13 protein-coding genes are annotated in these 14,450 nt (G+C 60.9%); 3 read left to right on the forward strand and 10 right to left on the reverse strand.

Annotated elements, in window-relative coordinates; all coding sequences use genetic code 11:
• The 4 genes from SPE70_RS02580 to SPE70_RS02595 all read right to left on the reverse strand — a co-directional run bounded on the left by SPE70_RS02580 (nt 1) and on the right by SPE70_RS02595 (nt 3,365).
• Nucleotides 1-1,260, reverse strand: a complete 1,260-nt coding sequence (locus tag SPE70_RS02580; RefSeq protein WP_064170700.1) for an NAD(P)/FAD-dependent oxidoreductase — start codon at nt 1,258-1,260, stop codon at nt 1-3.
• Entirely contained in the window at nt 1,257-1,976 is a 720-nt protein-coding gene (locus SPE70_RS02585) for an SDR family NAD(P)-dependent oxidoreductase (protein ID WP_032736750.1), read from the reverse strand. The genes SPE70_RS02580 and SPE70_RS02585 overlap by 4 nt, the downstream gene beginning before the upstream one ends.
• Nucleotides 1,973-2,407, reverse strand: a complete 435-nt coding sequence (locus SPE70_RS02590) for a nuclear transport factor 2 family protein (RefSeq protein WP_008807076.1) — start codon at nt 2,405-2,407, stop codon at nt 1,973-1,975. Before SPE70_RS02590 ends, SPE70_RS02585 begins: the two co-directional genes overlap by 4 nt.
• Before the next feature lie 229 nt (nt 2,408-2,636).
• Entirely contained in the window at nt 2,637-3,365 is a 729-nt protein-coding gene (locus tag SPE70_RS02595; protein WP_008807075.1) for a MerR family transcriptional regulator, read from the reverse strand.
• 116 nt (nt 3,366-3,481) lie between these two features.
• On the opposite strand from SPE70_RS02595, the gene SPE70_RS02600 reads away from it, so the two are divergent.
• Nucleotides 3,482-4,015 (forward strand): lipocalin family protein, encoded by a 534-nt coding sequence (locus SPE70_RS02600; protein WP_002887259.1) that lies wholly within the window; start codon nt 3,482-3,484, stop codon nt 4,013-4,015.
• Nucleotides 4,016-4,024: 9 nt separating this feature from the next.
• Here SPE70_RS02600 and SPE70_RS02605 read toward each other — a convergent pair whose 3' ends face one another.
• From SPE70_RS02605 to SPE70_RS02625, 5 genes are all read right to left on the reverse strand, one after another.
• Nucleotides 4,025-4,372 (reverse strand): DUF1294 domain-containing protein, encoded by a 348-nt coding sequence (locus SPE70_RS02605; protein ID WP_064170699.1) that lies wholly within the window; start codon nt 4,370-4,372, stop codon nt 4,025-4,027.
• Nucleotides 4,373-4,444: 72 nt separating this feature from the next.
• Nucleotides 4,445-7,594 carry a CusA/CzcA family heavy metal efflux RND transporter gene (locus SPE70_RS02610; RefSeq protein WP_064170698.1) on the reverse strand — a complete coding sequence of 1,050 codons (3,150 nt, stop codon included), beginning with the start codon at nt 7,592-7,594 and terminating at the stop codon, nt 4,445-4,447.
• Nucleotides 7,595-7,605: 11 nt separating this feature from the next.
• Nucleotides 7,606-8,868, reverse strand: coding sequence for an efflux RND transporter periplasmic adaptor subunit (locus SPE70_RS02615; protein WP_064170697.1), 1,263 nt, complete (start codon nt 8,866-8,868; stop codon nt 7,606-7,608).
• 44 nt (nt 8,869-8,912) lie between these two features.
• A complete protein-coding gene (cusF, locus tag SPE70_RS02620) occupies nt 8,913-9,257 on the reverse strand; it encodes a cation efflux system protein CusF (protein ID WP_032731860.1) in 345 nt (114 codons plus the stop codon).
• A 17-nt stretch (nt 9,258-9,274) separates the two neighbouring features.
• Nucleotides 9,275-10,660: an efflux transporter outer membrane subunit gene (locus SPE70_RS02625; RefSeq protein WP_046882490.1), complete on the reverse strand. Its 1,386-nt coding sequence runs from the start codon at nt 10,658-10,660 to the stop codon at nt 9,275-9,277.
• A 172-nt stretch (nt 10,661-10,832) separates the two neighbouring features.
• On the opposite strand from SPE70_RS02625, the gene cusR reads away from it, so the two are divergent.
• Nucleotides 10,833-11,516 carry a copper response regulator transcription factor CusR gene (gene cusR, locus SPE70_RS02630; RefSeq protein ID WP_008807068.1) on the forward strand — a complete coding sequence of 228 codons (684 nt, stop codon included), beginning with the start codon at nt 10,833-10,835 and terminating at the stop codon, nt 11,514-11,516.
• Complete coding sequence (locus SPE70_RS02635; RefSeq protein WP_049163086.1) at nt 11,506-12,939, forward strand: Cu(+)/Ag(+) sensor histidine kinase; 1,434 nt, start codon at nt 11,506-11,508, stop codon at nt 12,937-12,939. The genes cusR and SPE70_RS02635 overlap by 11 nt, the downstream gene beginning before the upstream one ends.
• Before the next feature lie 63 nt (nt 12,940-13,002).
• On the opposite strand, the gene SPE70_RS02640 is transcribed toward SPE70_RS02635, so the two are convergent.
• On the reverse strand, nt 13,003-14,124 hold the full coding sequence (locus SPE70_RS02640) for a ribosomal protein uL16 3-hydroxylase (protein WP_012542999.1): 1,122 nt from the start codon (nt 14,122-14,124) through the stop codon (nt 13,003-13,005).
• Nucleotides 14,125-14,450: the final 326 nt, after the last annotated feature.

A 14,450-nucleotide genomic window follows, 5' to 3' on the forward strand; every position in this document is an offset into this window, starting at 1 on the left:
TCAGTTGCCCTCCGCCGCGGCGATGCCCTGCACCACGTCGAGCGCGCTGCGCACCCCGTCCTCATGAAAGCCGTTGTACCAGTAGGCCCCGCAGTACCAGCTCCGCTGCTGGCCGTTAATCTCTTCGCGCCGCAGCTGGGCCGACCAGCTTTGCGGGTTAAACAGCGGATGCTCATAGACGAAGCGCTGCCAGACGTAGCGGTCATCCACCGGCGCGTCCGGGTTCAGGGTGACGCAGAACAGCGGCGCGTCCGCGGGCAGCCCCTGGAGAATATTCATGTTGTAGGTGACGCAGGCCCGGGCCCGATCCCCGTCGCTCAGGCGATAGTTCCAGCTGGCCCAGGCGCGCTGGCGCTCCGGCAGCCAGCGCGGATCGCTGTGCAGCACCACCTCGTTGCGCTGCCAGCCGATGTCCCCGAGGACTTCTCGTTCGGAATCGGTGGGCGCCGCCAGCATCGCCAGGGCCTGCGCGGAGTGGCAGGCGAAGATCACCTGGTCAAAATACGCCTCCCCGGACGCCATCCGCAGGGTGACCCCCGCCGGGTGGCGGTCCACCTGCTGCACCGGCGCGTTGAGCCGCAGGTCCAGGCGATCGCCGAGCCTGGCGAGCAGGGCGCGAACGTATTCCCGGGAACCGCCGGGCACCACGTACCATTGCGGGCGATCGCGAATATCCAGCAGACCGTGGTGTTCAAAGAAGCGTAAAAACAGCGGCAGCGGGAAGCGGCGCATCTCCTGCAGCGACGACGACCAGATCGCCGCCCCCATCGGCAGAATATAGTGGCGGGCGAAGAAGGGGCTGAAGCGGTGGCGGACGAGGAAGCTCTCCAGCGTCGCCCCCGGATCCAGCGCCTCGGTCAGCGCCAGTTTCGCCAGCCGGTTAAAGCGGACGATCTCGCTCAGCAGCCCCCAGAAGGCCGGCTTCAGCAGATTGCGCCGCTGGGCGAAGAGCGAGGTCAGGCTGTGACCGTTGTACTCCAGGCCGCTGGTCGGGTTGTGAACCGAGAAACTCATCTGCGTTTTTTGCCCGTCGATCCCCAGCTCGCTGAGCAGGCCCATAAAGCGCGGATAGGTGCGATCGTTGTAGACGATAAATCCGGTATCGATGGCCCAGGTGCCCTGCGGCGTGGCGACATCCACGGTGGCGGTGTGGCCGCCCGGCGTGGCGCCCGCTTCGAACAGCGTCACCTGATGGTGTCCGGCCAGCCGCCAGGCGCAGGTCAGCCCGGCGATGCCGCTGCCGATGATGGCGATGTTCATGAGCGCACCATCCTGCGCAACAGCAGGCGCTGGATACCCGATGGCAGGCTGGCCAGCAGCCGCAGGGCCAGGCTGAAACCGGTGGGGAAGGCAATGTGGTTTTGGCCTTTCGCCAGGCCATGGCGGATCGCCGTCACCGCCCGATCCACGCTCACCCGGCCGGGCATGGCGAAGTCGTTTTTGCGCGTCAGCGGGGTGTCGACGAAGCCCGGAGAGACCACCGTGACGGCGACCCCTTTCGGCTCCCAGTCCAGACGCAGGCTGTTGGCAAACCAGGTCAGCGCCGCCTTGGAGGCGCCATAGGCTTCCGCGCGCGGGAAGGGTAGCCAGTGCGCCATCGAGCTGACCAGCACCACCCGATCGCCTGCCTCCAGCTGCGTCTGCAGCGCCGCCAGGCAGTTCACCGGCCCGAGAAAGTTGGTGGCCATCACTCGCTCCACGAGGGCGGCATCCACCTGCCCGTGGTCGAGGTATTCGCAGGTCCCGGCGCAGAGAATGATCAGGTCGGCAAAACAGCCCGTCAGCGCCTGGCGACAGGCGTCCCTGTCTGTCATATCGAACAGGCGCCCGCTGATGTTGGGGCTGAACTGCTGGAGCGCCGACAGGCGCGAAGCATCTCGCCCGCAGGCGATAACCAGATGGCCATCCGCCGCGAAGGATTTCGCCAGACCGGCGCCGATCCCGGAGCTGGCGCCGGTGATGAGTACCGTCATCATGAGCGCACCCTCCGCTTCACGCCGCGCACCGCCCAGCCCAGCAGGGGAAGATGCTCGTAGATCATCTCCCCGGCGTCGTAGTAGTCGCGCTGATGGAGGATCTGCTCCCCGGCGATGTCCACCACCGAGCAACCCGGCAGGGCCAGGGTTTCTCCACCGGCAATGCGCGGATGCGACCAGTGCATGGTCCAGGTCACGGCGAACCGTTGGCCGTCGCAGAGCGGCGTGTCGATGGTGAACCGGCACTGCTCCACGTTGGCCAGCAGATGGGTAAAGTAGCGCTGAATGGCGAACAGCCCCTGATGCTGACCAAAAGGATCGCTCAGCGTCGCATCCGGATGGTACAGCGCGGCCAGCGCCGCGGGCGGCTGCGCATCCAGCCCGGCGTAGTACTCAACGAAACGACGAATCACAGACGGCGAGGTGCTCATGGATCACATCCTGGCTAGATACGGTAGCGTAATGGCATACTTAAAACTTACACAAATAAAATTATTTGTCCAAGTTTGTAGAAAAATATATTTTATTTGTGTTAAAAATCATGTTGTTATGATTGGTGTTTTAAGGGGGGGGATCGTGAGTGGTGCGAAGGGCAAGCGTGCGCCCGCCGCGCCACCGGGCGCTGGCGGAACAGAGAGTGGGGTAAGTTAAAACAGAGGGTTAGAGCGGAATCACCTCGAGGGAGACGACCTGCTGCTGCCAGAGTTCCACCTGCCTCTGGCGGGCGGCGGAAAGTTTGCCGCTGGTAACCAGCAGCCAGTTGCGCTGGGGGAAAATCTCCGGCGCCAGGGCGGCGGGAGGCACCGGCAGAACGTCGATGCGATGGCCCTGGCCGGTACGTTTGAGCGCCTCAAGCCAGATTTCGCAGGCGTCGGTCAAGTGCCAGCCGGTGATCAGAAAGTTGTCCCCGGGCGCCTTCTTGTCGCCTTCGAGGCAAAACGAGGTATAGGCGATGATGATGCCGTCGAGAATTTCGCGCAGCGTCATGATGGCCGGCACGTTGGCGGAGACCTGGCTGCGCAGCGGACGCAGCACCTCGGTGACCAGCTCCTGGCGCGGATATTCGCGCCCGGCGTCGTAGATCAGCTGGCGCAGGGACTCGATTTTTCCCTCTTTCAGCCTCTGCAGCATGGTCTCCTGCAACGTCAGCCAGTTGTTGGTGCGCCGTGCGCCGGGGCGCGACAACAGGGGCTTCACCTGGCTGACTGGTACCCCTTTTTTCACCCAGTCGAGGATCTTCAGCGCCTGCTGGACGTCGTCATCGCTGTACTGACGGTGACCACCATCGGTGCGCAGCGGCTTGAGCAGGCCATAGCGGCGCTGCCAGGCGCGAAGCGTGGTCGCATTTATCCCGCATAGTCGGGCAAATTCGCCGATGGAGTAAGGCATGGAGGCCACCTGTTAACAAAGAATATTCTCAATATACTACGAATCACGTCGGCTGGCGTGAAGTGTAGTGGCTTTGCACTACACTTTCCCCTACCGCGTAAATGAAAGGAGTTCTCATGAAGCTATGGCCTGTTGTCACTGGCGTTGCTATCGCGTTGACCCTGGTGGCCTGCAAATCGCCCACCCCGCCGAAGGGCGTTCAGCCGATTAGCGGGTTTGACGCCAGCCGTTACCTTGGAAAATGGTATGAAGTCGCCCGCCTGGAGAATCGCTTCGAGCGAGGCCTGGAGCAGGTGACCGCCACCTACGGCGCCCGCAGCGACGGGGGGATCAGCGTCGTCAATCGCGGTTATGACCCGGTCAAAAAACGCTGGAATGAGAGCGACGGAAAAGCCTACTTCACCGGCGCCCCCACCACCGCGGCGCTGAAGGTGTCGTTCTTCGGGCCATTCTACGGCGGCTATAACGTGATCCGCCTGGACGATGACTACCAGTACGCGCTGGTCAGCGGCCCCAACCGCGATTATCTGTGGATCTTGTCGCGCACCCCCACCATTCCGGCGGCGGTGAAGCAGGATTACCTGAATACCGCGCGCGAGCTGGGCTTTGACGTCGATCGCCTGGTGTGGATCCGCCAGACGCCGCGCTAGCCTCGCCCCTTAGCGGCTGAGCAGGTGGGTATAAACCACGTACAGCCCGACCAGCGCCGCCACGTTCAGCGCCACGCTGACGAAAAACCACCGCCGGAAGGGCTGCTTTTGCGTTTTATGACGAAAGCACTGCTGGCCGAGGATGGCCCCCGGCCAACCTCCCGCCAGGCCCAGCACCAGCAACGTGGTTTCCGGCACCCGTCGCCAGGCTTTGCGCGCCGCCAGCTTGTCGGCGCCATAGATAAGCCATGTCAGAAGGCTGCTCAGTAAAAACCACATCGCCAGCGGGTAGGGCAGCAGGGCGCTGCCCACGGCGGTGAGCAGCAGCAGGGAATAACACACCAGGTTCAGATTCATAGGGACGTTCACGCCGGCCAGAAGAATGGCGCCACTATAGCCAATTTCCCGGACCGGCGTAAACGCGGCGGGTTATTCGCTACGCTTGCCCCGATGCCGGGACAGCCACATCAGCTTATATGCCGCCGGAATGATAAATAGCGACAGCAGCGGGGCGGTGATCATCCCGCCAATCATCGGCGCGGCGATGCGACTCATCACTTCCGACCCGGCGCCGGTGCCCCATAAAATCGGCAACAGGCCGGCGATAATCACCGCCACGGTCATCGCCTTCGGCCGCACGCGCAGAACCGCCCCCTGGTACAGCGCCTCGTCGAGCTTATCGACGTTGAAAGTCTGCGGATTCTTCAGCGACGGTTCCGCCTCGATGGCGTGGCGCAGGTACATCAGCATCACCACGCCAAACTCCGCCGCCACCCCGGCCAGGGCGATAAAGCCGGTCCCGGTGGCTACCGATAAATGGAACCCCATCCAGTAGAGAAACCAGATCCCGCCGACGAGGGCGAACGGCACGCTGGTGATAATCAGCAGCGCCTCGCCGACGCGGCGGAACGCCAGATACAGCAGCACGAAGATAATCATCAGCGTCATCGGCACCATCAGCTTCAGCTTCTGATTGGCGCGCTCCAGCAGCTCAAACTGCCCGGAGTAGGACACACTGATGCCCGGCTTCAGCTTCACCTCCTTGCCGATGGCCTGCTGCAGATCGTGCACTACCGACACCATGTCGCGGTCGCGGGCGTCGATGTAGATCCAACTGGTCGGGCGGGCGTTCTCGGTCTTCAGCATGGATGGTCCGGTGACCACCTTCACCTCAGCCACGTCGCCGAGGACGATCTGCTGCTTCAGCGGCGTGAGGATCGGCAGCTGGCGCAGGGTCTCCGGGCTGTCGCGATAACTCTGCGGGTAGCGGATGTTGATCGGGTAGCGCTCGACGCCTTCCACGGTCTCGCCAACCATCGCCCCGCCGATGGCGGACGAGACGAACAGCTGCACGTCGCCGACGGTCATCCCGTAGCGGGCCGCCTTCTCACGCTGAATATCAATGTTGAGGTAGCGCCCGCCGACCAGCCGCTCGGCTAGCGCTGAAGTGACTCCCGGCACGGTGCGCGCCACCCCTTCAATTTGCTCGGCGATGGCGTCGATATCCGCCAGGTTAGTGCCGGAAACCTTAATGCCAATCGGGCTCTTGATGCCGGTGGAGAGCATGTCGATGCGGTTGCGGATCGGCGGCACCCACAGGTTCGCCAGCCCGGGCAGGCGCACGGTTTTATCCAGCTCCTCGACGATCTTTTCCATGGTCATCCCCGGTCGCCACTGATCCTGGGGCTTAAGCTGAATGGTGGTCTCTACCATCTCCAGCGGTGCCGAGTCGGTAGCGGTTTCGGCCTTGCCGGTTTTGCCGAACACCCGGGCCACTTCCGGCACCGTCATGATCAGCTTATCGGTTTTCTGCAGCATATCCGCCGCCTGCGCAGCGGAGATCCCCGGCAGCGTTGACGGCATATACAGCAGATCGCCTTCGTTAATCTGCGGCAGAAACTCGCCGCCGACCCGGTTAAGCGGCCAGATAACCGTCAGGATCGACAGGAGCGCAATCAACAGGGTGGTCTTCGGCCAGTGCAGCACCTTCAGCAGCAGCGGGTGATAAATGCGGATCAAAAAGCGGTTCAGCGGGTTGCTGTTCTCCGCTGGGATCCTGCCGCGGATCCAGAAGCCCATCAGGATCGGGATCACCACGATCGCCAGCAGCGCCGCCCCGGCCATCGACCAGGTTTTGGTGAAGGCCAGCGGGCCGAACAGTTTGCCCTCCTGGCCTTCGAGGGTGAAAATCGGGATAAACGACAGGGTAATGATCAGCAGGCTGATAAACAGCGCCGGGCCGACCTCCACCGACGCCTCGGTAATGATTTTCCAGCGGATGTCGTTGCTGAGCTTCTCTCCCGGGTGCTGATGTTCCCACTCCTCCAGCCGCTTGTGGGCGTTCTCAATCATCACGATGGCGGCATCGACCATCGCCCCTACCGCAATGGCGATTCCGCCCAGCGACATGATGTTGGCGTTAAGCCCCTGGAAATGCATCATGATAAAGGCGAAGCACAGGCCGAGCGGCAGCGAAATAATCGCCACCAGCGCCGAGCGTACGTGCCACAGGAACAGGGCACAGACCAGCGCGACGACGATAAACTCTTCCAGCAGCTTATGGCTGAGGTTGTCGATGGCGCGGTCGATAAGCTGGCTGCGGTCGTAGGTGGTGACCACTTCAACCCCTTCCGGCAGGCTGCTTTGCAGCGACGCCAGCTTCGCTTTGACCGCCGAGATCACTTCGCGGGCGTTCTTGCCGGAGCGCAGGATCACCACGCCGCCGGCCACTTCGCCTTCGCCGTTAAGCTCGGCGATACCGCGGCGCATCTCCGGGCCGATCTGCACCCGCGCGACGTCGCCGAGATAGACCGGCACGCCGTTATCGCCGGTTTTCAGCACGATATTTTTGAAGTCGTCGAGCGTCTGCAGGTAGCCGCTGGCGCGCACCATATATTCGGCTTCCGCCAGTTCGACGGAAGAGCCGCCCGCCTCCTGGTTAGAGGCGTCCAGCGCCGATTTCACCTCGCCGAGGCTGATGCCGTACTGGGTCAGCTTCATCGGGTCGACGACAATCTGGTACTCCTTGACCACGCCGCCCACCGACGCCACTTCCGAGACGTTAGGGATGGTTTTCAGCTCATATTTTAAGAACCAGTCCTGCAGGGAGCGTAGTTCGGCGAGGTCGTGCTTGCCGCTGCGGTCGACCAGCGCGTACTCGAAGACCCAGCCGACGCCGGTGGCGTCCGGGCCCATTTCGGCGCTGACCCCGGCGGGCAGTTTGCCCTGCACCTGGTTGAGATACTCCAGCACCCGCGAGCGCGCCCAGTAAGGATCGGTGCCGTCTTCAAAAATCACGTACACGTAGGAGTCGCCGAACTGCGAGAAGCCGCGAACTGTTTTGGCGCCGGGTACCGACAGCATGGTGGTGGTCAGCGGCCAGGTGACCTGGTTTTCGACGATCTGCGGCGCCTGTCCCGGGTAGCTGGTTTTGACGATCACCTGTACGTCGGAGAGATCCGGCAGGGCGTCCACCGGGGTGTGGACGATAGTCCAGGTCCCCCAGATGCTGAGAAACAGCGCGCCCATCATCACCAGAAAGCGGTTGGCCACCGAGCGGCGGATAATCCATTCAATCATGGTTCCGTTCCTCAGTGGGCGTGGGCGGCAGGGGCCGCAGTACCGGGAACCTGAGCGCGCATGCGCTCCAGCGCGCCGGCGATATTGGCCTCCGAGTCGATCAGGAACAGGCCGCTGGCGACGACTTTCTCACCCTCCTGCAGCCCGCTGCGAATGGCCGTGACACCATTGGATTCATGGAATACCTGCACGAGTTTCGGCACGAAGCGGCCCTCATTATCCACGGTAATCACTCGCTGCTCGTCGCCGCTGTCGATCAGCGCTTTGGAGGGGATCAGCAGCATCGGTTCGCTTTCACTGGTCAGTTGCAGATAGGCGTTCATCCCCGGCTTCAGCGCTTCATCCGGGTTGTTGACCTGCAGGCGCAGCTGCAGGGTGCGGGTGGCGCTATCGACGCTGGGGAGAAGGGTCCATTTGTTGATGCTGAAGGTTTTCCCCGGCCAGGCGGGAACCTGAATTCTGAACTGCGAGGCGTCTTTAATTAGCCAGGCGATGGATTCCGGCACCGCCACGCTGACCCACACCGGGTCCATGCCCTGAATTTTCGCCACCACATTATCTTTGGCGATATTCATTCCGGCACGCAGATCGAAGGCGGTAATCACGCCATCGATCGGCGCTTTGAGGGTAAAGCGGGTCTGGATTTTACGCGTGGTTTTCAGGCGGCGGATATCGTCATCCGGCATTCCGGCGAGGCGCAGGCGCTCGAGGATCCCCTCGACCTGGGTGGCGGTGCCCCCGGTCTCCTGCAACAACAGATATTCGCTCTGCGCTTCCACCCAGTCAGGGATGGTCAGCTCGAGGAGCGGCGTGCCTTGTTTCACCTTGTCGCCGACGGTCAACGGATAGACTTTATTGATAAAGCCCGCCGCCCGCGCCTGCATAATCACATACTGGTACTCGTTATAGCTAATGTTGGCCGGGAAGGTCTGAGCGTAGCGCAGCGGCCCGCGGGTGACCGCGGCGGTTTTTACGCCGAGATTCTGGGTCTGCGTCGGGTCGATACGCACCCCCGACGCACCAGCGGCGGCATGCTCCTCATCGGCGTATTTCGGCACCAGATCCATATCCATAAACGGCGATTTACCCGGTTTATCGAAGCGGGTGTTCGGGTACATCGGATCGTACCAGAACAGCACTTTACGCTGCTGCTCGGCCGCCGGAGCGGCAGAGTGGGTCGGCGTCAGTCGGGTATACAGCGCCGCGGTAAGCGCGCCGCCAATCACCATGCTGCCGAGGATCAGCGCCGTATTTTTCAGTGTCAGGGATGCCATGTGTCGTCCATTTAGTCGTTGAGGGGCTTACCGTCGCCGGGCCATTAGTTGGCGCGAATATCCTGCAGCAGCGACAGGTTGCCCTGCTGAACGAAGGTGAAGTCCACGCTGTCGCCATCCTTCACATTGTTGAGCTGCGTCTGCGGGGTGATGGTGAAGCGCATGGTCATCGGCGGCCAGTTCACCGCCGGGATGGCCTCGTGGGCGATGGTGATTTTTTTGCTATCCATATCAATAGCTTTAATGACGCCTTTGCCGCTGATGCTTTGCGCCTGCGCGGCGGCGGGCTGTTCATGCATCGCCATGCCGGCGTGCGGGTCGGCGGCCTGGACGGCGAACACCGCGCCAGAAATCAGAGTGAACAGGGCGACTTTAGAGAGTGAATTCATGATCGGGACTCCTTGGGTTATTCCATCCAGCCGCCGCCGAGGGCGGTGAACAGGGTGATTTCATTTGCCTGACGGGAATAGTTGAGTTCCAGCAGGGTTTGTCGGGTGGTAAAAATGTCGCGCTGGGCGCTCAGGACTTCGATGTAGCTGACCGCGCCGTGACGATAGAGCGCAGTAGCGCGCTGCAGGGTGATATTTAGTGAAGCGAGATAGCGCTCCTGGGCGGCAATCTGATCGGCCAGGCTTTGGCGCAGGGCCAGCGCGTCGGCCACCTCTTTAAAGGCGGACTGTATTTTTTGTTCATAGTTGACCACCTGCTGCTGCTGGCGGATCTCCGCCAGATCGAGGTTGGCCTGATTACGCCCGGCGTTGAAAATCGGCAGTTCGATTTTTGGGATAAAGTTCCACATCGCGCTGCCGGCGTTAAACAGGCTGGAGAGCTCGCTGCTGCTGCCGGAGAGCGAGCTGGTCAGGGTGATCGCCGGGAAGAAGGCCGCCCGCGCGGCGCCGATATTGGCGTTGGCCGCCAACAGGCTGTGTTCGGCCTCTAAAATATCCGGCCGCTGCAACAGGATCGCTGAGGAGAGCGATGGCGGCAGGGTTACGCCTTTCAGGTCCACCGCGCTGCTGGCGCTATCGTCCGGCAGATGCTGGTAGCTGCCGAGCAGCAGTTGCAGGGCGTTATTGGCCTGCGCCAGCTGGCCCTGACGTTTGGCGATATCGGCGCGGGTGCTTTCGATCATCCCGCGCGCCTGCTCCAGCGCCAGCACGGTGGTGCTTCCGGTCAGCAGCTGTTTTTCAACGAAGGCGTAAGACTGCTGATAGTTCTGTAAGGTGTCGTTGGCCACCTGCAACTGCGCTGCCGCCAGCCGCTGGTTGAAGTAGCTTTGTGAAACGTTAGCAATCAACAGGATATGCACCGCACGCCGCGCCTCTTCGCTGGCGAAGAAGTTCTGCCGGTCGGCCTCGCTGAGGTTTTTCAACCGGCCAAAGAAGTCGAGGTCATAGCTGAGATTCAGGCCGGCGGCATAATCGCTGCTGGTGGTGGTGTCGCCTTTAAGCTTGCCGCCATAGGTGGTGCTGCCGTCACCGTTCAATTGCGGGTAGCGGTCGGCGTCGGTAACCCGGTACTGGGCGCGGGCTTCCTGCACTTTCAGCGTCGCCATCCGCAGATCGCGGTTATTTATCAGCGCGGTGCTAATCAGGCTTTTCACCTGCGGGTCGACGAAAAAGGTGCGCCAGCCGGTCTCCTGATAGCCCGCTGTCGCAGTAACCAGCTTGTTCTGGCTGAGAGAGAACTGCTGCGGCACCGGCGCGGCGGGGCGCTGGTAGTCCGGAGCGAGCGACAGACAGCCGGTTAAGGCAAATATCACGCTGAGGGTAAGTAGCTGTATAGAACGCATGGCGGCAGACGCTTTCGACGATTTATCCATGGCAGCTACTTTACGTAGCGGGCTCTGTTCAACGCGTGACAGGAAAATGACAAAGCTGTCATTTTCCTGATATTTCATTGCTATCCGGAGGCGCTCCTCTAAAATTGAATACCCGCACAGAACGCGCGTGAAGGAGCCTGCCGTGAAGATTTTGATTGTCGAAGATGAGAAGAAAACCGGAGAGTACCTGACCAAAGGGCTCACCGAGGCCGGCTTCGTCGTCGACCTGGCCGATAACGGCCTTAACGGCTATCACCTGGCAATGACCAGCGATTACGATCTGCTGATCCTCGACATCATGCTGCCGGATGTGAACGGCTGGGATATCGTGCGCATGCTGCGCGCCGCCAATAAAGGCATGCCGATCCTGCTGCTCACCGCGCTTGGCACTATCGAGCATCGGGTGAAGGGCCTGGAGCTGGGCGCCGACGACTATCTGGTGAAGCCATTTGCTTTTGCGGAGCTGCTGGCGCGAGTGCGGACCCTGCTGCGCCGTGGAGCGGCGGTCATCGTCGAAAGCCAGTTTCAGGCGGCGGATCTCAGCGTCGATTTGGTCAGCCGCAAGGTGACGCGTGGCGCGACGCGTATCACCCTGACCAGTAAGGAATTCACTCTGCTGGAGTTCTTCCTGCGCCATCAGGGCGAGGTGCTGCCGCGTTCGCTGATTGCCTCGCAGGTCTGGGATATGAATTTCGACAGCGACACTAACGCCATTGACGTGGCGGTGAAGCGGCTGCGCGCCAAAATTGATAACGACTTCGAGCCGAAGCTTATCCAGACCGTGCGCGGCGTCGGCTATATGCTTGAGGTGCCGGATGGCCGCTAAGCGCCCCTTTTCCCTGGCAACCCGGCTGACCTTCTTTATTAGCCTCGCCACCATCATTGCCTTCTTTGCTTTCACCTGGATCATGATCCATTCGGTGAAGGCCCACTTTGAAGAGCGCGACGTGCACGATCTCAGGCAGCTCAGCACCACCCTGGAGACGGTGCTCAACCACGCCGACTACCCGCAGGCGCGGCGACTGGAGATCGTGAGGAATATCATTGCGGGTTACGCCAACGTCTTTATCTGTCTGGACGACGGCCAGGGCAATATTCTGTTTCAGTCGCCCGACGGGCCGGATCTCAGCCATATGCTGAGTACGCCGGGGCTGGCGATGCAGCTGCGCGACGGGAATGTGATTTCATGGACTGACCCGCAGCCGCGAAAGATGGTTCATGATAATCATCCAATGGAGACCCGCGCCTGGCGGCTGATCATGCTACCGCTGGGCAAGCAGGCGGACGGCAAACCGGCGTACCACCTGCTGATGGCCTTATCCATCGATTTTCACCTGCACTATATTAATGAGCTGAAAGCGAAGCTGATTTCCGCGGCGACGATAATCAGTTTGCTGATCATCGCCATCGTGCTGTTTGTGGTCTATCAGGGGCATAAGCCCATCCGCCAGATCAGTCGCCAGATCCAGAATATTACCTCGCGGGATCTCGACGTGCGCCTTGACCCGCAGGCCGTGCCTATCGAGCTGGAGCGGCTGGCGCTGTCGTTTAACCATATGCTGGAGCGCATAGAGGATGTCTTTACCCGCCAGTCCAACTTCTCCGCCGATATCGCCCATGAAATCCGCACGCCGATTACCAACCTGGTGACGCAAACCGAAATCGCTTTAAGCCAGAGCCGCAGCCAGCAGGAGCTGGAAGAGGTGCTCTATTCCAATCTTGAAGAGTTCTCGCGGATGTCACGGATGGTCAGCGATATGCTGTTCCTCGCCCAGGCGGATAATAACCAGCTGATCCCTGAGCAACAGGCGCTGGATCTGGCTGATGAAGTGCATAAGGTGTTTGAGTTCTTTGAAGCGTGGGCGGAAGAGAAGGCGGTGGCGCTGCGCTTTGTCGGCAGCCACTGCCGGGTGACGGGCGATCCGCTGATGCTGCGGCGAGCGATCAGCAACCTGCTGTCGAATGCGATCCGCTACACGCCGGCCGGCCAGGCGGTGACCATCCAGTTGAGCGAAAGCGCCGAGACGATCCGTCTGGTGGTGGAGAATCCCGGTACGCCGATTGCCGTCGAGCATCTTCCGCGGCTGTTTGACCGTTTCTATCGCGTCGACCCCTCGCGTCAGCGCAAAGGCGAGGGCAGCGGTATCGGCCTGGCGATTGTGAAATCCATCGTCAGCGCCCACCACGGCAGCGTAGCGGTGCAGTCCGATCTGCGCTCTACGCGGTTTATTGTGGTGCTGCCGAAATAGACGCAATAACGGCTGAAAGTCAGCGGGCAGCGCCAGGCGGCCGCCCGCAGTATTGCCGCTCTCTTACTCTTCGAAGTACCAGTAGCCCTGATTAATCAGCCGCGTCAGTTCGCTCACGAACGCCGGATTCTGCAGGCCGCTGCCGAGCTCCTCCTGACCTAATGAGGTATAGCGGCACAGCGCATCCAGCGCTTCGGCATCGGTGGTGTCCAGCTGTTCGCTATGCACGAAGAAGCTGTCGCCGATATGCAGAACGCGCAGGCCGCTCAGACGAGAAAGCTTTTCGCCACCCAGCAGCGCATCGACCACTTCCTCTTCTTCATACGGTGGTTCCGCCGGCGCAATATCCAGCTCGTGACGCGGGGTGGTCACGAAACTGCCGAACCACTGCTTGAAGTCTTCCGGCTGGCGAATCATGTCGATCATCATGGTGCGCAGACGTTCGAGTTCATACTCCTCCACCCGGCCCGGATGCTCGCGGCAGGTGAGGTCCGGATCGCTGTAGTGTTCGCCGCCAAGATCGTTCTCCAGCACATAGTCGGCGAAGCTGCTGATCAGGTCGCGACCGTTTGGCCCGCGGAAGCCGACGGAGTAGTTCAGCGCGGTTTCGTGGGTCACGCCATCGTGCGGGAATCCTGGTGGAATATAGAGGATATCGCCCGGCTGCAGATCTTCATCAATGATCGGCGGGAACGGATCGACGTGCAGCAGTGCCGGATGCGGGCAGAACTGACGCATCGGCAGCTTATCGCCCACGCGCCAGCGGCGGCTGCCCATGCCCTGAATAATAAAGACGTCATACTGATCGATATGCGGGCCGACGCCGCCGCCGGGGACGGAGAAGGAGATCATCAGGTCGTCCAGGCGCCAGTCCGGCAGTACGCGGAACGGGCGCACCAGCTCGGCGGCGGGCATATGCCAGTGGTTTACCGCCTGGGCCAGCAGCGACCAGCCGGTTTCGCCCAGCCCGTCAAAATGTTCAAAAGGACCATTGCTGGCCTGCCATTTGCCGTTGGTCAGGCTGACCAGTCGGCTGTCGACTTCCGGCTCCATGGCTAATCCGGCCAGCTCGTCCGGGGTAATCGGGTCGACGAAGTCCGGAAACGCGTTTTTTAATACCACCGGCTGTTTTTGCCAGTACTTCTCTAAAAACTCGGGCCAGTTAATGTTGAGTTGATAAGCCATCGATTATTACCAGTAAGAAGAAACGGGCCTGATTATAGAAACGGGGGCCAGGTGGGCGCTTTGTCGTGGGTCAAGAGTGGTGCTTAATTCACCATCGGCGCGATAATGGCGTTGGGTAAGAGAGAAAAATCACATTTTTGCCAAAAAACGATCTTAGCGTAAACGGCGCTGCAGGCCGCATGAACACTGGGATGGCGCCTTGAATGGTAAGAAGATGAATAAGCGAAAAGTTCAAATAATGAGCGGTCGATAAGATTTTTCTATTTTAACGCTTGCTACTTCCGGCGAACTCCCTATAATGCGCTCCCACTGACACGGCAGATGTG

Source organism: Klebsiella sp. ZJOU C1, assembly GCF_035620215.1.
GTDB classification, from domain to species: Bacteria; Pseudomonadota; Gammaproteobacteria; order Enterobacterales; family Enterobacteriaceae; genus Klebsiella; species Klebsiella variicola.